Genomic DNA, 20,160 nt, shown 5'->3' with positions numbered 1-20,160 from the left:
GTGGGGGCCGCGGGCCGGGGATCGGCCGGGAGCCGGATAGGCTGGGGGCATGACTTCACGCTTCGCCGCCGGCGTCGGCCTCGCCACGTCGCACTCCGATTCCGTCCTGTCCGTCTGGTTCCCCCAGCCCGTCCTCGCGAGCACCGCGGAGCTCGCCGCCGAGGCCGCCGCGGCGGCCGTCGACCCCTCCGTCCTGGCCCCCCTCGCGGGCGAGGACTCCGCGCGCGGCACCACCGCAGCCGTGATGACGGTCACCGTCGACCTCGATGCGGCCCCGGAAGGCGCCGCGGACGCCTATCTCCGCCTCCATGCGCTCTCCCACTGCCTCGTCCGCCCCAACTCGCTCAACCTCGACGGCCTCTTCGGCCAGCTCAACAACGTCGTCTGGACCTCCGCGGGCGCCTGCGCGGTGGACGGCTTCGAGGTCACCCGCGCCCGGCTCGCCGCACGGGGCACCGTCTCCGTGTTCGGCGTGGACAAGTTCCCGCGCATGACGGACTTCGTGATCCCCTCCGGCGTGCGGATCGGCGATGCCGACCGCGTCCGCCTCGGCGCCCACCTGGCCCCCGGCACCGTCGTCATGCACGAGGGCTTCGTGAACTTCAACGCCGGCACCCTCGGCTCGGCGATGGTCGAGGGGCGCATCTCCCAGGGCGTCGTCGTGGGCGAGGGCACGGACATCGGCGGCGGCGCCTCCATCATGGGCACCCTCTCCGGCGGCAACACCCGGAAGATCACGGTGGGCTCCGGCACGCTGCTGGGGGCGAACTCCGGCATCGGCATCTCCCTGGGCGACGACTGCATCGTGGAGGCCGGGCTCTACGTCACCGCCGGCACCCCGGTGGCCCTCATGTCCGAGGACGGGCGCGTGGTGAAGGCCGCGGAGCTCTCCGGCGCGGACAACGTCCTCCTGCGCCGCAACGGCTCCACCGGTGCGGTCGAGGCGCACGCACGCACCGCGAAGGGCATCGAGCTCAACCCGGACCTGCACTGACACACCGGCCGGGCGCCCCGGGCGCCTGCCCTCACCTCCCGCGCCCGGTGCTGACCTCCAGCACCGGGCGCGGCCGTCCCAGGAGGCCCCATGACCGTTCCGCCCCTGCCGCAGGACCCGCCGCCGAGGCCGGGTGTGCCGCCGCCCCGGCCGAGCTCTCCGCCACCGGTCCCGGCCGCCCCCGAGGCCTCGGTCGCCCCCGAGGCCTCGATCGCTCCGGCTGATCCGGCGGCTCCGGCCGAATCCGCTCGGACGGCACAGGCCGAGTCCGCAGCACAGGCCGGTGCCGGACGCGCCCTCGCCCCCGACCTCGCGCGCGGCCTCATGCTCCTGCTCATCGCCGTGGCGAACGTCTCCTGGCACCTGTGGGGGCATCCGACGGGGCTGTCCTCCGCGCACCCCACGGACGGCGACACCCTCGACACCGTCCTCGCCACCGCCTCGCTCACCCTCGTGGACGGCCGCGTCTACCCGCTGTTCGCGTTCCTGTTCGGCTACGGCATGGTCCAGTTCTCCGTCTCCCGCGCTGCGCGCGGTGTGCCCGCGGACGCCGTGAGACGCATGCTCCGGCGCCGTCACTGGTGGATGATCGCCTTCGGCGCCCTCCACGCGCTCCTCCTCTTCCACGGGGACATCCTGGGCGCCTACGGTCTCGCCGGGCTCGTGGTGGGCGGGCTGTTCTTCTCCCGGACGGATCGCACCCTGCGGATCGTCGCCTGGATCTTCGGCAGCCTGCTGGCGCTGGGCGCACTGCTCGGCCTGGTCTCCGGATTCCTGCTCACCCTGCTGCCCGCGGAGGTCACCGCCGAGATCGCGGCGGGGATGGAGACCGGCGGCACCGGCAGCCCGCTCACGGACATGACCGCGGGCCAGCCGAACTACCTTCTCGCCGCAGCATCCCGCCTCGGCATGTGGGCGCTGAGCACGCCGGGGACGGTGCTCATGCTCGCGGTTCCGCTCGCGATGGTCCTCGGCTGGCTCGCCGCCCGTCACGGCCTGCTCGACGACCCGGCCGCCCACCGGGGACGCCTCGTGCGGATCGCCTGGACGGGCATCACGGTGGGCGTGCTGGGCGGCCTGCCCCAGGCGCTGGCATTCGCCGGCGTCCTGCACCTGCCCGAGACCTCGGAGTGGATGCTCATCGGTCTCCACTCCGTCACCGGCGTGGCGGGAGGGCTGGGCTATGCGGCCCTGTTCGGGCTCCTCGCACTCCGCCTCGGCCGGCGCGCGCTCCACGAGCACCCCCTGCTCATCGCGCGGCCCGCGCGTGCCATCGCCGCGGTGGGCAAGCGCTCGCTGAGCTTCTACCTGTTCCAGTCGCTCGTCTTCGCGCCCGTGCTCACCGCCTGGGGCCTCGGCCTCGGGGAGAGGATCACCACCGCCAGTGCATTCACGCTGGCCGCAGCGGTGTGGCTCCTCTCCTGCGTCCTCGCGGCGATGTTCGAGGACCGTAGTACCCGCGGACCCGCAGAGATGCTGCTGCGCAGGCTCACCTACGGCCGCGAGGGAGGCTGAGGCCGTCGGCCGGTCACTTTCTCCGGCCCCTCACCCCTGCCATGCATGGTGGGCGTATGAGGCGACCGGGCTCCACACACAGAGACCGCAGACGTGCGAAAGCGCCCCGCTCCCGGTTCGGTTCCGGGAGCGGGGCGCTTCTCTGCGTGTGCGCGGCTCAGCGCTCGTGCAGCTGGGTGTACTGACGCAGCCCGGAGCCGGTGTAGATCTGGCGGGGACGGCCGATCTTGGTCTCCGGATCCGTGATCATCTCGCGCCACTGGGCGATCCAGCCCGGCAGGCGGCCCACGGCGAAGAGGACCGTGAACATGTTCGTGGGGAAGCCCAGGGCCTTGTAGATGAGGCCGGTGTAGAAGTCCACGTTCGGATAGAGCTTGCGCTCGACGAAGTAGTCGTCGGCCAGCGCGATCTCCTCGATGCTCTTGGCGAGGTCCAGCAGTTCGTCGTTGCCGCCGAGCTTCTCCAGCACCTCGTCCGCGGTCTTCTTGATGATCGCCGCGCGCGGGTCGTAGTTCTTGTAGACGCGGTGCCCGAAGCCCATGAGCCGGACGCCGTCCTCCTTGTTCTTCACGCGCTCCATGAAGGACTTGGCACCGTCGTCGGAGGCCTTGATGTCCTCGAGCATCTCCAGCACCGCGGAGTTCGCGCCGCCGTGCAGCGGGCCGGCCAGAGCGTTGATGCCGGCGGAGATGGACTGGTACAGGTTGGCCTGCGAGGAGCCCACGAGGCGCACGGTGGAGGTGGAGCAGTTCTGCTCGTGATCCGCGTGCAGGATGAAGAGCTGGTCGAGGGCCTTCGCCGCGAGCGGGTCGATCTCGTACTGCTCGGACGGGAAGCCGAAGTTCACGCGGAGGAAGTTCTCCACGAGGCCCAGGTCGTTGTCCGGGAACACCACGGGCAGACCCTGCGCCTTGCGGTGTGCGAAGGCGGCGATCGTGGGCATCTTGGCGAGCAGCCGGACCGTGGAGAGGTCGATCTGCTCCTCGTCGTGGACGCTGAGGCTGTCCTGGTAGAACGTGGACATCGCCGCGATGGACGCGGAGACCATCGGCATGGGGTGGGCGTCGTAGGGGAACGCCTGGAAGAACCGGCGCATGTCCTCGTGCAGCAGCGTGTGGCGGCGCAGCCGCGCGTCCCAGGCCGCGAGCTGGTCCGGGGTGGGGAGCTCGCCGTAGATGAGCAGGTAGGCGACCTCGACGAAGGTCGACTTCTCCGTGAGCTCCTCGATGTCGTAGCCGCGGTAGCGCAGGACGCCGGCGTCGCCGTCGATGTAGGTGATGTCCGACTTCAGCGACGCGGTGTTCGCGAATCCCGGGTCGTAGGTGACCGTGCCGGTCTCCCCCAGGAGCTTGCTGATCCTCAGCCCCGAATTTCCTTCGGTGGCCTCGACGGACTCCAGTGCGAGGTCCTTGCCGCCTGTGCGCAGCACTGCATCCTGGGTCATACGACACCTCTCGTCTTGGTACTCAGCTCACGCTGAGAGGGGATTCAGAATCGTTTCAGAGTCGGGGAAAGACTACTCGACTGTGGAGGTCACACGAAATCACACCACGGTAGTGTATTATGCCCCGCGCAGACGACTCGCGGCCTCCGCGATCACCGCGTCGGAGGCGGTCAGGGCGATGCGCACGTGCTGCGCGCCGGCCTCCCCGTAGAAGGCTCCGGGACCTGCGATGATGCCCAGTTCGGCCAGTGCGCCGATGGTCTCCCAGCAGTCCTCCCCGCGGGTTCCCCACAGGTAGAGCCCCGCCTCGGAGTGGTCGATCCGGAGGCCGAACGCCTCGACCGCAGGCCGCAGCACCGCACGGCGTGCGCGGTAGAGCTCCTTCTGCGCACTCCGGTGCGCCGCATCGCCGAGTGCGGCGATCATGGCCTCCTGGACCGGCCCCGGCATGATCATGCCGGCGTGCTTCCGCGCAGTCAGCAGGTTCTCCACCAGCACGGGATCCCCCGCGAGGTACGCCGCCCGGTAGCCTGCGAGGTTGGACTGCTTGGACAGCGAGTAGACGGACAGCAGGCCGGTGTGGTCGCCGCCCGTCACGGCGGGGTCGAGGATGCTCGGGGCGACCTCCGCGCCCTCCCACCCCAGGGTGGCGTAGCACTCGTCCGAGGCGATGACGACGCCCGCGGCGCGCGCGGCCTCGACGATCCGCGCGAGCTCCCGGGTGGTGAGCACGCGCCCGGTGGGGTTGCCCGGCGAGTTGACCCAGAGGAGGCCCACGCCGGAGAGGTCGGCGCCTGAGAGGATCTCGTCCGCGTCCACCACGCGCGCGGGCAGGCCCGCGATCTCCGCACCCATCGCGTACGTGGGGTAGGCCGCGGCCGGGTGTGCCACGGCCAGCCCTCGCTGCCGCAGACCCAGCAGGGTGGGGAGCCAGGCGACCGCCTCCTTGGAGCCCACGAGCGGGAGGACCTCACGCGCGGGGTCCAGCTGTGCGCCGAACACCTCGCGGCAGAAGGCGGCGATGGCCTCGCGGAGCTCGGGCGTGCCCTGGGTCGTGGGGTAGCCCGGCCAGTCCGCGGCGGCGGCCAGCGCCTCGCGGATCACCGCCGGCGTGGGATCGACGGGCGTGCCGATGGAGAGGTCGCAGACTCCGCCGGGATGGCGCTGGGCCGTCTCCCGGTAGGGGGTCAGCGAGTCCCAGGGGTACCCGGGGAGGTCCAGTCCGAATCCGGCGGTGTACGGCTCAGCGCGCAATGTCTCGTCCTCTGTGGTGCTCGTGGGCCCGGCCGGGGGCTCAGGCGTCCTGGTTCTGCGGGGGAAGCGCAGCGATGAAGGGGTGGTCCTTGCCGATGTTGCCCAGCTTCGCGGCCCCGCCGGGCGAGCCCAGGTCGTCGAAGAACTCGACGTTCGCCTTGTAGTACTCGGCCCACTCCTCCGGGGTGTCGTCCTCGTAGTAGATCGCCTCCACCGGGCAGACGGGCTCGCAGGCGCCGCAGTCCACGCATTCGTCCGGGTGGATGTAGAGCGAACGCTCGCCCTCGTAGATGCAGTCCACAGGGCATTCGTCAATGCACGCCTTGTCCTTGAGGTCCACACACGGCTGCGCGATGACGTAGGTCACGGTCACTTCTCCTAAGGGGTCGGATCCACTCCCCACAAGGGTACTCCCTGGTCCGCCCCGCGCTCGCGGAACCCACAGGTACTCAGTGTTGCCAAGTAGCGGTACTCAGCGTTACTGTGTAGCGGTACTGAGTGTCACCGAGTAGAAAGGGGGCGCACAGTGGCAAGTCAGATGACGGAGATGCTCAAGGGCACCCTCGAGGGCATCGTCCTGGCGATCCTGGCCGAAAGGGCGGCGTACGGGTACGAGATCACGGCATGGCTGCGAGAGCAGGGCTTCACTGAGATCGCGGAAGGCACCGTGTACGCGCTGCTCGTCCGGATCGAGCAGCGGGGCTTCGTGGACGTGGAGAGGGTCCCCTCGGAGAAGGGACCGCCGCGCAAGGTGTACTCGCTGAACCCCACGGGGCGCGACCGCCTCACCGAGTTTTGGCGGACCTGGGGCCTCCTCTCCGAGCGCATCGAGCAGCTCCGCCCGGATGCCGCACACAAAGCGGACCGCACGGGGCCACTGGAAGACACGGGCTCGCCGGAAGACACAGGCTCATCGGAGCAGACGGACCTGTCAGAGAACACCGAGAAGGAAGGGGCCTGACATGGCCGCCAAATGGATCGAGTACCTCACCGGATCGCTCGAGCAGAAGAAGCAGTACAGGCAGAGCGTCGCAAGGATCAAGGCACTGCCAGAACCGTACCTGAGCGCCGCGAAGGCAGGTCAGCGCTACCTGCTGGTGAATGGGCCCGTCTCCGACGCCGACACCCTCGTCACGATGTTCGACGACTTCGTGGAGCTGTGGGAGCGGGCAGCCGCTGATGCGACCCCGCTGCGTGCGGTCGTCGGCGACGATCCGGTCGAGTTCATCGAGGCATTCGCGCAGGCATACGCGGGCAGGCAGTGGATCGACAAGGAGCGCGAGCGCCTCCGGCAGACGATCGACGGGGCCGAGCGCCGCACCGGTGAGGAGAAGGAGTCATGACCGCCACGGCCACGGAGCCGGCTCGCACGGAGCCCGCGATCCGGCTCGCAGGCATCACCAAGTCCTACCGGGAGCTGCAGGTGCTGCGCGGCGTCGACCTCGACGTCGAGCCCGGCAGCATCGTCGCACTGCTCGGCTCCAACGGCGCGGGGAAGACGACTCTGGTGCGGATCCTGTCCTCCCTGCTCAAGGCCGACGGAGGCACAGCCACGGTGAACGGCTTCGACGTCGCAGCCCAGGCTGGTGACGTGCGCCTGTCGATCAGCCTGACCGGACAGTTCGCGGCGGTGGACGAGGTGCTGACCGGCAGGGAGAACCTCGTGCTGGTCGCGAGGCTGCGCCACCTGCCGGATCCGGGCCCGGTGGCGGACAGGATGCTCGCCCGCTTCTCGCTCACGGACGCGGGCGGCCGCAGGGCCGGAACGTACTCGGGCGGGATGCGGCGGCGGCTCGACATCGCCATGAGCCTGGTGGGCGATCCGCCGATCGTCTTCCTCGACGAGCCAACCACTGGGCTCGACCCTCAGGCGCGCATCGAGGTGTGGCAGACGGTGAAAGCGCTCGCCGCAGGCGGCACGACAGTACTGCTGACCACGCAGTACCTCGACGAGGCCGAACAGCTCGCCGACCGCATCGCGGTCCTGCACGAGGGCACGATCATCCGGCACGGCACACTCGCGGAGCTGAAGCGGCTCCTCCCCGCCGCCACGGTCGAGTACGTGGAGAAGCAGCCGACCCTCGAGGAGGTCTTCCTCGCCCTCGTCGGCGGTGATGCCGCCGAGGCCCCACGGGCTCAGGATGCCATGGCGCCGGAAGATGCAACGGTGCCGCAGGACGCGGCACGGACTGAAGGAGGCCCCCGATGACCGCCCACGTCCTCGGCGACGCCGGTGCGCTCACCGGCCGGTCGCTGCGCCACATCCTCCGCAGTCCGGACACCATCATCACCACCGCGATCATGCCGATCGCGCTGATGCTGATCTTCGTCTTCGTGTTCGGCGGTGCGATCGACACGGGAACCGACGAGGCGTACGTCAGCTACCTGCTTCCGGGGATCCTGCTCATCACTGTCGCGTCCGGGATCGCATACACCGCATACCGGCTGTTCTTGGATATGCAGGGAGGCATCTTCGAGCGCTTCCAGTCGATGCCGATCGCACGCTCGAGCGTGCTCTGGGCGCACGTGCTCACCTCGCTCGTGGCCAATGTGGTCTCCCTCGGGGTGGTCATCGGCACGGCCTTCGCCCTGGGCTTCCGCACGGGCGCCTCGCTGGGCGCGTGGCTGGCGGTGGCCGGAATCCTGATCCTCTTCGCCCTCGCTCTGACATGGATCGCCGTGATCGCGGGGCTGTCAGCGAAGACCGTCGACGGCGCAAGCGCATTCAGCTACCCGCTGATCTTCCTCCCGTTCGTCAGCTCGGCCTTCGTGCCCGTCGCCTCGATGCCCGGACCCATCGCGTGGTTCGCGGAGAACCAGCCTGTGACCTCGGTCGTGGACGCGATCAGGGCGCTGTTCGCCCAACAGCCGGTGGGAGCGGGGATCTGGGTCGCCCTCGCCTGGTGCGCGGGAATGCTCCTCGTCGCCTACGGCATCGCGATCCTCGTCTACCGGAGGAGGATCCGCTGAGCCCTCCCCCGTAGAGTGGTCCGGTGCACTCGTCCGCGGAGGACGCCCGTGAGGAAGCTGAGGTAGTGATGGAACTGCGCGAAGGCATGCGCGTCGTGATCCGGTACCGGTCCGGAGAGGGTGCCACGGATGCGCTCGGCACGGTCGAGGCGGCGGATGCCTCCTCCGTGACGGTCTCCACGAAGCGCGGCAGCGCCGTGATCCCCCGCGCGGACATCCTGCTCGCGCACGAGGTGCCGCCCGCACCCGTGCGCACCGGGCGCCCGCATCAGGTCCTCTCCGCCTCGAGCCTTCGCCTCGTCTCCGCGGGAGCCTGGCTGCCTGCGGGCAGCACGTGGCTCCACGCGGACAACGTCCGGGCGGAGCTCAGCGAATCGGACGACTTCGTCCAGACCGGCTGGCTGCTGCGCAGCTCCCCGGAGGCGGGCTCACGGCGGGCGAACTCCGCGCTGCCCATCGCCTCCCCCGGCATGCCCGCAGCGCAGGCGCTCGACGCATGCGAGGCCTGGTACGCCGAACGCGGGCAGCCTCCCGTCGTGCAGATCTACTCCGCAGACGCCTCGAGCACCCTCGCCGAGGAGTGCCGCGAGCTGGGACCGCTGCTGCGCGAACGCGGCTACACCCCGTCCGCTGCCACCCTCGTGCTCACGGGTTCCACGCGGGAGGCCGCGGCCGGTGCCACCCGCGCCGCGGATGTCGCGCTCCCGGGCCTGAGCATCGAGGTCTCGGACACCGCCTCGGAGCAGTACATCACGGCACTGGGCCACGGCCCGGACTCCCCCGGGCGGGAAGCCTACGCCGCCCTGGTGCGCGGCGGAGAGCAGGTGCAGTTCGTCACGGCACTCGCCCACCACCCGGACGGGTCCACCACCCCGGTGGCGCACTGCCGCATGGCGGAGGTCAACCGCTGGGCGGTCGTGACCAACCTCATCACCCGTCCGGATCTCCGCCGCCGAGGCGCCGGGCGGGCGGTCGTCCGTGCCGCCCTCGCCACGGCCTCGGGCAGGGGCGTGCGCTCCTACCTCGCAGACGTGGAGGCGGACAACGCCGCATCCCTGGGCCTGTTCGAGTCCCTGGGCGCGACCGTGAGCCAGCGCAGCTGGTACGCCGCACGCTGAACCGCGGGCTCCGCCGGTCCTGCCGGTTCCGCCTGCGCGCTCAGTCCTCGCAGACCACGCGGGTTCGATCTCCGCCGCAGTCCGTCCGCCGCCGCAGCCGCGCTCAGTCCTCGCAGACCACGCGGTTCACAGGACGGTAGACGGTGGTGAAGTCGTCCTTCGACACGACCGCGCCGCTGCTCGGATCCTTGATGGTCCGGTAGATCGTGATCGACCAGCCCTGTCCCGGCGACTGCGGTGTGCAGCTCGGACCGGACTCGGTCACCGTGCTCGGCGAGGTGAAGTTGAAGCGGTCCGAGGCCGAGGCCTCGACGTCCGCCTTCTCACTCCCCAGCACGCGCGCCACGACCTCGCCGCCGGCCAGGTGCATGTCGAGGACAACCGGGGCATCCGTGGTGTTGGTGAACTTCAGGTCGATCGAGGTCCAGTCCAGAGTGGTCTCCCGCCCCTCCGGGTAGCGCGAGATGTAGCGGGAGTGCGCCTGGTGCTCGTCGAGGTCGAACCCTGCGAAGAACGCCGCGTTGAACAGGGTCGTGGAGACCTGGGAGACGCCTCCGCCGAAGTCCTCCTTCATCTGCCCGCCGGAGATCACCCCCGCGGGCTTGTACCCGGCCGCCGCCGTGCGTTCGCCCAGCGTCTCGTTGAGGGAGAACTGCTCGCCGGGCTGCAGCACCGTGCCGCGGACCTTGTCCGTGGCGACCCGGAGATTGGTGTCGCGTGCGGGAGAGGAGGAGTACGGGGTGGAGAACTCCGCGACGGTCTGGGAGACGTCCGCCTTCTCCGCGTCCTGAGTCGTGAAGTCCGGTTCCGTCTCCGTGAGGGTGATCTCGCCGGTGCGGGACTCGGAGACCATCGCCTCGCCCACCTGGTCCGCGAGCTCCTCCGGGTCAGCGCCCACGCCTGCCTGCGCCGGAACCACCGTGAGCGAGTCGCCGTTCACGCGGAAGGAGGCGTCCGCCGGCTCCTTCCCCACGCCCGGGTTGGCGTCGAAGACCTCGGTGCGGAGTGCCTTCTCGTCGAAGACGGGCGCGAGCGCGCTCTCGGAGGGCTCGAACCGGAGGGTGGAGGCCAGCACCTCCGGCGAGACGGTGAGGCTGTGCGTCCGGCCGTCGTCATCCGCCTCGATGACCACGTCGTCGGAGAGCGCGGGCTCCGCGATGTCCGCACGTGCCCGCTCCGCGGCCTCGGTCGTAACGGCAGGTGCGGTGCGCTCCGGCTCGACCGTCAGCGGGCCGTCCGTGCGCAGCCACTGCTCGGTGAGAGCGGTGCGCAGATCCTCCGCGGTGACCACGAGGCCGTCTGCGGACTCGGTGACCTCCGGCGTGCCGCTGTCCACGGTGAGCGTGGCGTCCACCGGTTCGCGGGAGAGGTCCTCGGCGGTCGTGGAGAGCACGGGGGCGAGCTTCTCCTCCTCGGTGCCCAGGACGAGATCGAGCTCGTCGTCGCCGAACAGCCGGTCCCACACCACGCGCGGATCCACGGAGAAGCCCAGCGCCGCGTCCACGGTGGCCTCGGCGTCCACCGAGAGGCCGGCCGCAGCAGGATCGAGGGTCGCCTCCGTCTCACCCGCGGTCACCGTGAGCTCCTGCGCCGCGGGATCCTCCGTCCCCGTCTGCAGCGCGGTGATCGCCTCGTCCTCGCTCATGCCGCCGAGGTCGACTCCCGCGGCCTGCGCAGAGGCGGGGAGGGACCCGGACTGCCAGTACGCCAGACCCAGATAGCCGCCCACCACCACGACGGCCGCGGCGAGGCCGGAGAGCGCTGCTGCGCGTCCTCTGCGCCGGTGCGACGCCGGAGCGTGCTCGGACGTGGAGGCCGAGGCGGAAGCGGCGTCGGGCTCAGGCTCAGGCTCAGGCTCAGGCATTGTGAGTGCAGGCTCGGGATCTGCGGGCTCGGGCTCGGGTTCCGAGACGGTGGGGATGGGTTCCGCCACCGCGCGCTCAGGCTGAGGCACTGCGGTCTCTGGCTCAGCCTCAGGACCAGTGGGTTCGGAGCCTGCGATCACTTCTGCAGGCCCGGCCGTCTCAGCCACGCCCTCCGGTGCCGAGGATGCAGCCGAGTTCTCCGCCGCCGAGGGCTCGGAGGGAGTCTCGGGCTCGGCGGGAGTCTCGGGCTCGTGCCCAGCCGTGGATGGTGCGGACGAGGTGTCCGGGGCTGCAGCCTCGGGCTCGGCGCTCTTCAGGGCGGACTCCGCCGATGCCGCCTCGGCGGGAGCCTCCTCCGGCACAGCAGACGCGGGCTCCGGCTCGGGCTCACCTTCAGGTCCCGCCTCGTCCACAGGCACCTCGCCCTCGGGTGCAGACGGCTCACCCTCGGGTGCAGACGGCTCACCCTCGGGTGCAGACGGCTCGGCCTCGGGTGCGGAGCCCGGCTCGGGCACGCCTTCGGCCTCGCCACCGGGTTCGGCCTCGGACTCGATCGCGCCGGTGGAGGCCGGGAGCACGTCGAAGGCGTCCGGGCAGTCGCCCGTGCCGTTCACATCGTCGTGGTTCTCGTTGTCCGTCATGGGTCCTACCGTCCCGTGCTGCTGTCCTGCTCTGCGTCTGCGGGTCCCCGCTGCGCCCCTGTGCGGCCCGCGCGCCGGCCCGGAGTCGCGAACACGAACACGGCCCCGGCGATCATCGGTGCGAAGAGCCACACGAGCGACCGGAGCGAACCGGTCACCACGAGATCGGCTCCCGGCCACAAGGACGGCTGCGCGAGCGCATACGCCACGCCGGAGATGGCCGCCGCGGTGATGACGGTGACGATGGTACTGCGGTAGAGCACGCTCATGTGCCAGAGTCCGACCACCGCGAGGACGAGCGCGAGCACGAGGCCCCACGGAACGATCACGCCGCCCTCACCCACGTGCCACACGAAGGCGTTGAGGTGCTGGAACGATCCCAGCACGCCCACCACGAGGCCGATGACGAGGCCGTGGAGGACGCCGCCGAGGGTGGCCTTCCAGCTCTCGTCCGCCAGGTTCCCACGCGCATCGGCCCTGCCTGAGGAGGCCACGCCCGCGGAACTCCCGCCGGCCGCGCCCGAGGCCGTCCCGTCACCCGGGGCGCCGGCACCGGACGCCGGAGCGGCTGCGGCGGTAGGCGCTCCGGCGGAGCTCACCCGGTCCGCGGCCCTGTCAGCGGCCCCCTGCCCCTCCCGCGTGCGGATGGGGACTCCGAGCCCGGGCGCCGGGGCCGGAAGCAGGTCCAGCACATCGGAGAACGGCGCCCCGGGTAGTGCCAGAGCGGGAGCACCGTCAGCGCGTACGTCCACGAGCGCGAAGTGCTCCCGGCGGTCGATCCGCTGACCCACGCCGTTGGACAGGGCGAAGAACTCGCCGGCCACCATGATCTGCGTGGCGTGCGCGGCCATCGCCTGCGCCTTGAGGCCGATGACCTCTTCGACGTCCTCGACCACGGCCACCGGCACGTCGTCGGCGATGGTCGAGGCCTTCTCCGCGGCGGCGAAGCCGGTGAGCGAGAAGCCCGGCGCGGAGGAGTCGAAGCGCTCCTCCACCGCCTCGGCCGGGTTGACGATGGTGAGCAGCTGTGGGACGGAATGGCCCGACCGCACCCGGGTGAGCAGCGCGGCGAGGGTGGCCTCGTGCACGCGCCGGTGGTCCGGGTGGCCGTAGCCGCCGTCCGCGGCATAGGTGATGACGAGGTCCGGACGGACGTCCTCGATCACCTCCCACACGTACATGGCGACGAGGCCCAGATCGGCCGCGCAGAGCGCAGCGTCCGGCATGGAGTCCGGTGCGTGGGCATGGCCGTCGGCCCCCCACACCATCCCGGAGTCCTCAAAGCGACGGGCCGGCAGGTCACCGCCCTGGTCCCCGCGGAACACCGGGGCCCCGTCTCCCGGGTCGCCCAGGAACCGGTGGTCGCGCACGCCGAGGATCCGCATGGCCGCCGCCAGCTCGTTCTCCCGATGTGCGGCCAGCGCCTCACGCTCCCCCTCGAGGTGTGCGAGCTCCTCGCCGATCACCTCACCGCCCTCGCCGCGGGTGGCGGTGAGGAGGACGACGCGGGCACCGGCGCGCACGAGGCGCGCGAGCGTGCCGCCCGTGGCGATCGACTCGTCATCCGGGTGGGCGTGGACGAACAGCACTGTGGGTGTCGACAAGGGGGCTGCGATCTCCTGCTCGGCGGTGGTGCGCGGAAGGGGAGGGAACGGACGTGCTGCCGTACCCTCCCCCGCCGCGTGGATGTCAGGCGTTCTGACGGCGCAGGCGCGCGCTCGTCTTGGCGCGCTCCTTCTGGTCGAGCTCGACCTTGCGGATGCGGACGATCGAGGGGGTGACCTCGACGCACTCGTCCTGGCCGGCGAACTCCAGGCTCTCCTCGAGGGTGAGCTTGCGCGGCGGCACGAGGTTCTCGAAGGAATCGGCCGTGGACGAACGCATGTTCGTGAGCTTCTTCTCCTTCGTGATGTTCACGTCCATGTCCTCGTTGCGGGAGTTCTCACCCACGACCTGGCCCTCGTAGACCTCCGAGGTGGGCTCCACGAAGAACGTGCCGCGCTCCTGCAGGTTGATCATGGCGAACGGCGTGACCGTGCCGGCGCGGTCGGCCACCAGGGAGCCGTTGGTGCGGAACTCGATGCTGCCCGCCCACGGAGCGTAGCCGGCGGAGATCGAGTTGGAGATGCCGGTGCCGCGGGTCTCCGTGAGGAAGCGGGTGCGGAAGCCGATCAGGCCGCGCGCGGGAACCTTGAACTCCATGCGCACCCAGCCGGTGCCGTGATTGCTCATCGACTCCATCGTGCCCTTGCGGGCGGCCATCAGCTGGGTGACGGCGCCCAGGTGCTCCTCCGGGACGTCGATGGTGGTGTGCTCGAGCGGCTCGTGCACCTTGCCGTCGATCTCGCGGGTGACGACCTGGGGCTTGCCCACCGTGAGCTCGAAGCCCTCGCGGCGCATCTGCTCGACGAGGATGGCCAGCGCGAGCTCGCCGCGGCCCTGGACCTCCCAGGCGTCCGGACGCTCGGTGGGCAGGACGCGGAGCGAGACGTTGCCCACGAGCTCCGCATCGAGGCGGTCCTTGACCTGGCGGGCGGTGACCTTGGTGCCCTTCTCCCGTCCGGCCAGCGGCGAGGTGTTGATGCCGATGGTCATGGAGATCGCGGGCGCGTCGACCGTGATGGCCGGCATGGGCCGGGGGTCCTCGAGGTCCGTGATCGTGTCACCGATCATGATGTCCGGGATGCCGGCGATCGCGACGATGTCACCGGCCGAGGCCTCGGTCGCCGGGACCCGCTCGAGTCCCTGGGTCTCGAGCAGCTCCGAGACCTTGACGGAGGAGATCTCACCGTCGCCGCGCATCCAGCCCACGGTCTGTCCCTTGCGCAGCGTGCCGCCGTAGATGCGCAGCAGCGCCAGACGGCCCAGGAAGGGAGAGGCGTCGAGGTTCGTGACGTGTGCCTGCAGCACGCCGTCGGCGTTGTAGGCCGGAGCCGGGATGTGGTCGAGGATCGCCTTGAACAGCGGCTCCAGGTTCTCCGACTCCGGGACGTCGCCGTCCGCCGGCTGCACGGTGGAGGCGCGGCCGGCCTTGGCGGCGGCGAACACGACGGGCACGTCGAGGACCGCGTCCACGTCGATGTCGTCGATCTCCTCGGAGAGGTCGGAGGCCAGTCCCAGGAGCAGGTCCTGCGCGTCCTCCAGCACGGCGTCGATGCGGGCGTCCGCGCGGTCCGTCTTGTTCACCACGAGGATGACGGGGAGCTTGGCGGCCAGCGCCTTGCGCAGCACGAAGCGGGTCTGGGGCAGGGGGCCCTCGGAGGAGTCCACGAGCAGCACGACGCCGTCGACCATCGAGAGGCCGCGCTCCACCTCGCCGCCGAAGTCCGCGTGGCCCGGCGTGTCGATCACGTTGATGATGATGGGCTCGTCCGTGTGCTCGCCGTTGTAGGTGATGGCGGTGTTCTTCGCGAGGATCGTGATGCCCTTCTCGCGCTCCAGGTCACCGGAGTCCATCACGCGGTCCTGGATCTCACCGTGATCTCCGAACGCTCCCGCCTGGGTGAGCATCGCATTGACCAGGGTCGTCTTCCCGTGGTCAACGTGAGCGACGATGGCTACATTGCGTCGATCGAGGCGGCGGGAGGTGTGTTCAGTCATATGTTCACTTTCGCGAGAGCGTGTGCGTGAGCCGGATTCGGATCAGGCGGGGTGCGGGCGGCGCATGCTCACGGCCCGGTCCGCGGCGGACCGGAGCGCACACAGGCGCGCACGGTAGACAATTGTACGCGTCCACCGTGCGCGCCTGGTACAGCGAGCTTCTGCCGGTTTCGTCAGCGCCCGGCCGGAAGGAGCACATTCCGGCCCGGCACAGCGGGCGTCGCCTCAGCCCGCGAGGTCCTCCGAGGTCGCCGCGATCATCGTGTCGCGGGCCTCCCGCCGCCGGCGCTGCTCCACCGGATCCGGCACCGGCACCGCCGCCAGCAGCCGCTGGGTGTAGGGATGCCGGGGATTCGCCACCAGGTCCGAGGACGGACCCACCTCCAGGAGGTGGCCGTGCCGCATGACGGCGATCCGGCTCGCGACCATCTCCACGACGGCGAGGTCGTGGCTGATGAACAGGCAGGCGAAGCCGTACTCCTCCTGCAGCCCGCGGAAGAGCTCGAGCACCTTGGCCTGGACGGAGACGTCCAGGGCGGAGGTGGGCTCGTCCGCGATGAGCAGCTTGGGCTTGAGCGCGAGCGCTCGGGCGATGCCGATGCGCTGGCGCTGCCCGCCGGAGAACTCGTGCGGGTACCTGTTGCGCATGGACCGCGGCAGTTCGACGGCGTCGAGGAGCTCCTCCACCCGCCGGCTCAGGTCCGCGCCCTTGAGCCCCTGGTGGAGGAACATCGGCTCGCCGATCGACTCCCCCACCGGCAGGCGCGGATTCAGGGAGGAGCCGGGGTCCTGGAACACGAAGCCCACGGTCTTGCGGACCTCGCGCAGGTCCTTGTTCCTCTTCCCCGCGATCTCGAAGCCGTCCACGGTGAGCGAGCCCTCGACGACGGGGATGAGGCCCACTGCCGCCCGGCCGATGGTCGTCTTGCCGGAGCCGGATTCCCCCACGAGCCCCACGACCTCGCCCGCACCGATGCTGAGGTCGACGGAGTGCGCGGCGCGGAAGGCCTTCTTCCGCCCCACCGCGGGGTATTCGATGGCGGCCCCGGCGAGCCTGAGCGCGGCGGTCTCCCCCGCCTTCGCCGTTCCCTCGCCTCCCGGATGCACGTACGTCTCGTTGGACTCGAGCGGGATCTCCGGACCGGATTCGACGACCTCGACCGCTCCGGTCTCGGAGCCGAAGGCCGCGGTGCCGGAGCCCGCGCCCAGGTGGGGCACGGCGGCCAACAGCTGCCGGGTGTAGGGGTGCTGGGGCGCGGAGAAGATCTCCTGGCTCGCCCCCTCCTCCACCACCCGCCCCTCCTTCATCACGAGGATGCGGTCGGCCATGTCCGCGACCACGCCCATGTCGTGGGTGATGAGGATGATGCCGGCGTCCACCTTCTCGCGCAGATCGCGCATGAGCTTGAGGATCTCCGCCTGCACCGTCACGTCGAGTGCCGTCGTGGGTTCGTCCGCGATGAGCAGCTTGGGCCGGCAGGCCAGTGCCTGCGCGATCATGATGCGCTGCCGCTGACCGCCGGAGAGCTGGTGCGGGAAGGAGTCGTAGCGTTCCTCCGGGTCCGGGATCTCCACCATCCGCATGAGGCGCAGGGCCTCCTGCTTGGCCTCGCGCGGACCCATCACGTTGTGCACGCGCAGGGTCTCGGAGATCTGGAAGCCCGCGGTGTAGACCGGGTTGAGCGCGGTCATGGGCTCCTGGAAGATCACCGAGATGTCGTTGCCGCGGATCCGCTGCATCGCCTCCTCGTCCATGCCGATGAGCTCGCGCCCATTCAGCTTCGCGGAGCCGGAGGCGCGGCCGTTCTTGGGCACGAGGCCCATGAGCGACATCGCGGACTGCGACTTGCCGGAACCGGACTCGCCCACGATCGCAAGCACCTCGCCGGGGCGCAGGTCGTAGCTGAGGTCACGGGAGGCGGTGAACCACTCGTCGTTCACCCAGAAGCGCACCCCCAGATCGCGGACGGAGAGGATCGGATCCTTGGTCTTCGCTGCCTCGGCAGCCTGGGTCTCGCTCATCAGTGCTTCGCCTCCTTTCCGTCGCCGTCAGTGCCTTCGCCTCTGTCGTCGTCACTGCCTCGGCCCTCCGGCACCGTCCCGCCCAGGGCGGCTGCAGCACCCGCCGCCGAGGCCGTTCCGGCTGCCGCGGTCGCCGCACCGGCGGCGCGCGCATCCGCGCGGTTCATCTTCCGCACCGAGGGGATCGTCTTCATCCGCGGGTCGAAGGCATCGCGCAGCCCGTCGCCGATGAAGTTCACGCACAGGGCGATGGCGATGATGAAGAGGCCCGCCCACCAGAACAGCCAGGGCCGGGTGGAGAACGCCGTCTGGTACTCGTTGATGAGCTGCCCCAGGGAGATCTGCGGTGAGCGGATGCCGAATCCCAGGAAGCTCAGCGCCGTCTCCAGCACGATCGCCTGGCTCATGAGCAGGGTGGTGTTGACGATGATCACGCCCATGGTGTTGGGCAGCATGTGCTTGACGATGATGCGGACGTCGCTCGCTCCCGCCACCCGGGCGGAGTCGACGAACTCCCGTTCCCGCAGCGCCAGGAACTCGCCGCGCACCAGGCGGGCGAGGCTGGTCCACAGGACACCGCCCAGGGCCACGCCGAGGAGCGGCGCCAGGTAGGCGCCGAGCGGCAGGCCGAAGAAGGAGAACCCCGGGCCGCCGATCAGCTTGCCGAGGATCGCGCCCACCACGATGGTGGGGACGATGATGAAGCCGTCCGTCACGCGCATGAGGAAGGAGTCGAGCCAGCCGCGGTAGTAGCCGGCCAGCGCACCGATCGTGGTGCCGACCACGAGCGAGACGGCGCCGATGATCACCATCACCATGAGGGAGATCTGGATGCCCTTCATCACACGGGCGAAGTTGTCCCGGCCGATCTCGTCCTGACCGAACGGGTGAGCGCCGAAGCTGAACGGGTCGGACAGCGACCAGGTGGGAGCGCCGCCGGGATTGAGGACGGGGCCGGAGCTCACGTGGTTGTGGATCCACCATCCGGGGATGGGGCCCACCCCCTGAGCGCTGAAGGCGAAGGCGGCGATGGCCGCGAGGACGATGAGTCCCGCCATCGCGCCCTTGTGCCGTAAGAACTTGGCCCGGACGATGGCGCCCTGGCTCAGGCCCTCGGTCGCCTTGCCGTCCTGTGCGGTGCCGGCCGCGGGCGAGAGTGCCGCGCCGGGCTGTGCGTCGTGTGCTGTGCTCATCAGGCGTTCACCCGAATCCGTGGGTCGAGGACCGCGTAGAGGAAGTCGGCCACGAGGTTGGCGACGACTGCCAGCAGTCCGGTGATGACGATGTAGGCCATGATCGGATCGATCTCGCTGCGGTTCATGGAGTCGATGAACAGCTTGCCCATGCCGGACCAGCCGAAGATGGTCTCCGTGATGACGGCTCCGCCGATCATCGTGATGATGTCGACGGGGACCACGGAGGCCAGCGGCAGCAGGGCGTTGCGCAGAGCGTGGCGCATGATCACCGTGCGCTCCGGCAGCCCCTTGGACCGCGCGGTGCGGATGTAGTCCTGATTCATCACCTCGAGCATCGAACCGCGCGTGTAGCGGGTGTAGGAGGCGATGGAGATGAGGATCAGCGCGATCGAGGGCAGCAGCAGGTGCGTGAAGCTGTCGAGGTTCGTCAACCAGAAGTTCCCCTCGAGATTGGGTGTCTGCGCACCGATCGTCGCAATGGGACGGTTGTTGATCGCCGGATGGCTGTTGTAGGGACCCCACTCCTGGAACACGCGGTCCACGAAGACGAAGAACGCCATGACGACGGCGACGAGCGCACCGGTGCGGGCGGAGACCCAGGGATCACGGCCGCGGAACGCCAGCCCCACGCCCAGCCCCACGGCAATGGCGACGGCGAGCAGCAGGAGCATCCAGAGCCAGGACATCGGCACGTACCAGAAGAGGTTCTGCAGCGGCATGTAGAGGGCGATGCCGATCACGGCGACGGTGAGCGAGGTCATAAGCGCCTTGCGGTTGCCGAATCCCGTGGAGAGGTAGGTGATGACGACGGCTGCCGCCAGTCCCATGAGCCCCACCCCCACGATGCCGAGGCTGGGGTGGCGGAGCCAGCCGAACTGGAGGATGGCCCAGATCACGACGAAGGTCACGACCGTGCCGCCGGCGAAGGACCAGAGGCGCCGTCTGCGGCTGCCGCCCAGCGCTCCCATCCAGATGAGGCCGGCGAGGAGCGAGACGGTGAAGATGGCGCCCCATCCCAGCGTGGGCTGGCCCAGGAAGTTGTTGAACTCGATGGCGCCGTACTGCTTGAGGAGCACCGCCACCCAGAAGACGGGCAGCGAGTACATGAGGAAGCTGAGGAAGGTGATGAAGTAGTCGAAGCCGGAGTACTGCCGGATGGCGGAGACCAGGCCCACGAAGACGCCGACGACGATCGAGATGATCGTGGCGGCGGTGACGAGCTTGACGGTGTTCATGATGGCGCCGGGCAGCTGGTCGACGACCTCCTGGCCCTGATACCAGGCGGTGCCCAGATCGCAGGCGCCCACGAGACAGCCGGAGGCTCCCGCGAGCCACTGGAAGTAGCGGAGGATGACGGGGGTGTCGAGATTCAGCAGCCTCTCACGGGAGGCGAAGAGCTCATCGACGTTGGGGGCGGTGCTGGCGCGCAGGTCCCAGAAGAAGTCGAGCGCACGGTTGAGCAGCAGGTAGAGGACGAAGGTGACGACGAGCAGCACGAGCAGCGTCGACAGCGTCCGCCTGAGGAGGAATCTGATCATTGC

At 70.0% G+C, this 20,160-nt stretch carries 16 protein-coding genes; 7 read left to right on the top strand and 9 right to left on the bottom strand.

The features are described 5' to 3' along the window. Positions 1-49 precede the first annotated feature (49 nt). Both dapD and ABD240_RS01520 read left to right on the top strand, forming a co-directional pair. A complete protein-coding gene (gene dapD / locus ABD240_RS01525) occupies positions 50-994 on the top strand; it encodes a 2,3,4,5-tetrahydropyridine-2,6-dicarboxylate N-succinyltransferase (RefSeq protein WP_344334584.1) in 945 nt (314 codons plus the stop codon). 90 nt (positions 995-1,084) lie between these two features. Further along, complete coding sequence (locus tag ABD240_RS01520; RefSeq protein WP_344334582.1) at positions 1,085-2,509, top strand: DUF418 domain-containing protein; 1,425 nt, start codon at positions 1,085-1,087, stop codon at positions 2,507-2,509. A 157-nt stretch (positions 2,510-2,666) separates the two neighbouring features. Here ABD240_RS01520 and ABD240_RS01515 read toward each other — a convergent pair whose 3' ends face one another. The 3 genes from ABD240_RS01515 to fdxA form a co-directional block, all read right to left on the bottom strand. Next, positions 2,667-3,953, bottom strand: coding sequence for a citrate synthase (locus ABD240_RS01515; protein ID WP_344334581.1), 1,287 nt, complete (start codon positions 3,951-3,953; stop codon positions 2,667-2,669). Between the two features lie 117 nt (positions 3,954-4,070). Next, positions 4,071-5,207, bottom strand: a complete 1,137-nt coding sequence (dapC, locus tag ABD240_RS01510) for a succinyldiaminopimelate transaminase (RefSeq protein ID WP_291794345.1) — start codon at positions 5,205-5,207, stop codon at positions 4,071-4,073. Between the two features lie 40 nt (positions 5,208-5,247). Continuing rightward, positions 5,248-5,574 carry a ferredoxin gene (gene fdxA, locus ABD240_RS01505; RefSeq protein ID WP_291794361.1) on the bottom strand — a complete coding sequence of 109 codons (327 nt, stop codon included), beginning with the start codon at positions 5,572-5,574 and terminating at the stop codon, positions 5,248-5,250. A gap of 159 nt (positions 5,575-5,733) precedes the next feature. Between fdxA and ABD240_RS01500 the strand changes: the two genes are divergently transcribed. The 5 genes from ABD240_RS01500 (at position 5,734) to ABD240_RS01480 (ending at position 9,295) form a co-directional block, all read left to right on the top strand. Continuing rightward, positions 5,734-6,168 carry a PadR family transcriptional regulator gene (locus ABD240_RS01500; protein ID WP_344334578.1) on the top strand — a complete coding sequence of 145 codons (435 nt, stop codon included), beginning with the start codon at positions 5,734-5,736 and terminating at the stop codon, positions 6,166-6,168. Between the two features lies 1 nt (position 6,169). Beyond that, positions 6,170-6,550, top strand: coding sequence for a DUF1048 domain-containing protein (locus ABD240_RS01495; RefSeq protein WP_291794349.1), 381 nt, complete (start codon positions 6,170-6,172; stop codon positions 6,548-6,550). After that, positions 6,547-7,416 carry an ABC transporter ATP-binding protein gene (locus tag ABD240_RS01490; RefSeq protein ID WP_291794351.1) on the top strand — a complete coding sequence of 290 codons (870 nt, stop codon included), beginning with the start codon at positions 6,547-6,549 and terminating at the stop codon, positions 7,414-7,416. Before ABD240_RS01495 ends, ABD240_RS01490 begins: the two co-directional genes overlap by 4 nt. After that, on the top strand, positions 7,413-8,177 hold the full coding sequence (locus ABD240_RS01485; RefSeq protein ID WP_291794353.1) for an ABC transporter permease: 765 nt from the start codon (positions 7,413-7,415) through the stop codon (positions 8,175-8,177). Before ABD240_RS01490 ends, ABD240_RS01485 begins: the two co-directional genes overlap by 4 nt. Positions 8,178-8,245: 68 nt before the next feature. Next, a complete protein-coding gene (locus tag ABD240_RS01480; protein ID WP_291794355.1) occupies positions 8,246-9,295 on the top strand; it encodes a GNAT family N-acetyltransferase in 1,050 nt (349 codons plus the stop codon). A gap of 103 nt (positions 9,296-9,398) precedes the next feature. Here ABD240_RS01480 and ABD240_RS01475 read toward each other — a convergent pair whose 3' ends face one another. The 6 genes from ABD240_RS01475 to ABD240_RS01450 form a co-directional block, all read right to left on the bottom strand. Continuing rightward, entirely contained in the window at positions 9,399-11,801 is a 2,403-nt protein-coding gene (locus ABD240_RS01475) for a VanW family protein (protein ID WP_344334575.1), read from the bottom strand. A 5-nt stretch (positions 11,802-11,806) separates the two neighbouring features. Beyond that, the gene (locus ABD240_RS01470) at positions 11,807-13,405 is read right to left on the bottom strand and encodes a PIG-L family deacetylase (RefSeq protein ID WP_344334573.1); all 1,599 of its coding nucleotides are present in this window, start codon (positions 13,403-13,405) and stop codon (positions 11,807-11,809) included. Between the two features lie 85 nt (positions 13,406-13,490). After that, positions 13,491-15,401 carry a translational GTPase TypA gene (typA, locus tag ABD240_RS01465; protein WP_344334571.1) on the bottom strand — a complete coding sequence of 637 codons (1,911 nt, stop codon included), beginning with the start codon at positions 15,399-15,401 and terminating at the stop codon, positions 13,491-13,493. A gap of 225 nt (positions 15,402-15,626) precedes the next feature. After that, positions 15,627-17,423: an ABC transporter ATP-binding protein gene (locus ABD240_RS01460; protein ID WP_344334569.1), complete on the bottom strand. Its 1,797-nt coding sequence runs from the start codon at positions 17,421-17,423 to the stop codon at positions 15,627-15,629. Then, entirely contained in the window at positions 17,423-18,616 is a 1,194-nt protein-coding gene (locus ABD240_RS01455) for an ABC transporter permease (protein WP_344334567.1), read from the bottom strand. Before ABD240_RS01455 ends, ABD240_RS01460 begins: the two co-directional genes overlap by 1 nt. Beyond that, the coding region (locus ABD240_RS01450; RefSeq protein WP_344334565.1) for an ABC transporter permease subunit at positions 18,616-20,160 on the bottom strand (1,545 nt) is incomplete at its 5' end. The genes ABD240_RS01455 and ABD240_RS01450, both read right to left, overlap by 1 nt.

This window comes from Brevibacterium salitolerans, assembly GCF_039531405.1.
Taxonomy (GTDB): domain Bacteria; phylum Actinomycetota; class Actinomycetes; order Actinomycetales; family Brevibacteriaceae; genus Brevibacterium; species Brevibacterium salitolerans.
This window is presented reverse-complemented; position numbering and strand designations above follow the sequence as displayed.

Excerpts from the sequence above, each read along its gene's own strand:
- dapD (WP_344334584.1), top strand. The coding sequence starts at position 50 with ATGACTTCACGCTTCGCCGCCGGCGTCGGCCTCGCCACGTCGCACTCC.
- ABD240_RS01520 (WP_344334582.1), top strand. The coding sequence starts at position 1,085 with ATGACCGTTCCGCCCCTGCCGCAGGACCCGCCGCCGAGGCCGGGTGTG.
- ABD240_RS01515 (WP_344334581.1), bottom strand. The coding sequence starts at position 3,953 with ATGACCCAGGATGCAGTGCTGCGCACAGGCGGCAAGGACCTCGCACTG.
- ABD240_RS01495 (WP_291794349.1), top strand. The coding sequence starts at position 6,170 with ATGGCCGCCAAATGGATCGAGTACCTCACCGGATCGCTCGAGCAGAAG.
- ABD240_RS01490 (WP_291794351.1), top strand. The coding sequence starts at position 6,547 with ATGACCGCCACGGCCACGGAGCCGGCTCGCACGGAGCCCGCGATCCGG.
- ABD240_RS01485 (WP_291794353.1), top strand. The coding sequence starts at position 7,413 with ATGACCGCCCACGTCCTCGGCGACGCCGGTGCGCTCACCGGCCGGTCG.
- ABD240_RS01480 (WP_291794355.1), top strand. The coding sequence starts at position 8,246 with ATGGAACTGCGCGAAGGCATGCGCGTCGTGATCCGGTACCGGTCCGGA.
- ABD240_RS01475 (WP_344334575.1), bottom strand. The coding sequence starts at position 11,801 with ATGACGGACAACGAGAACCACGACGATGTGAACGGCACGGGCGACTGC.
- typA (WP_344334571.1), bottom strand. The coding sequence starts at position 15,401 with ATGACTGAACACACCTCCCGCCGCCTCGATCGACGCAATGTAGCCATC.
- ABD240_RS01460 (WP_344334569.1), bottom strand. The coding sequence starts at position 17,423 with ATGAGCGAGACCCAGGCTGCCGAGGCAGCGAAGACCAAGGATCCGATC.
- ABD240_RS01455 (WP_344334567.1), bottom strand. The coding sequence starts at position 18,616 with ATGAGCACAGCACACGACGCACAGCCCGGCGCGGCACTCTCGCCCGCG.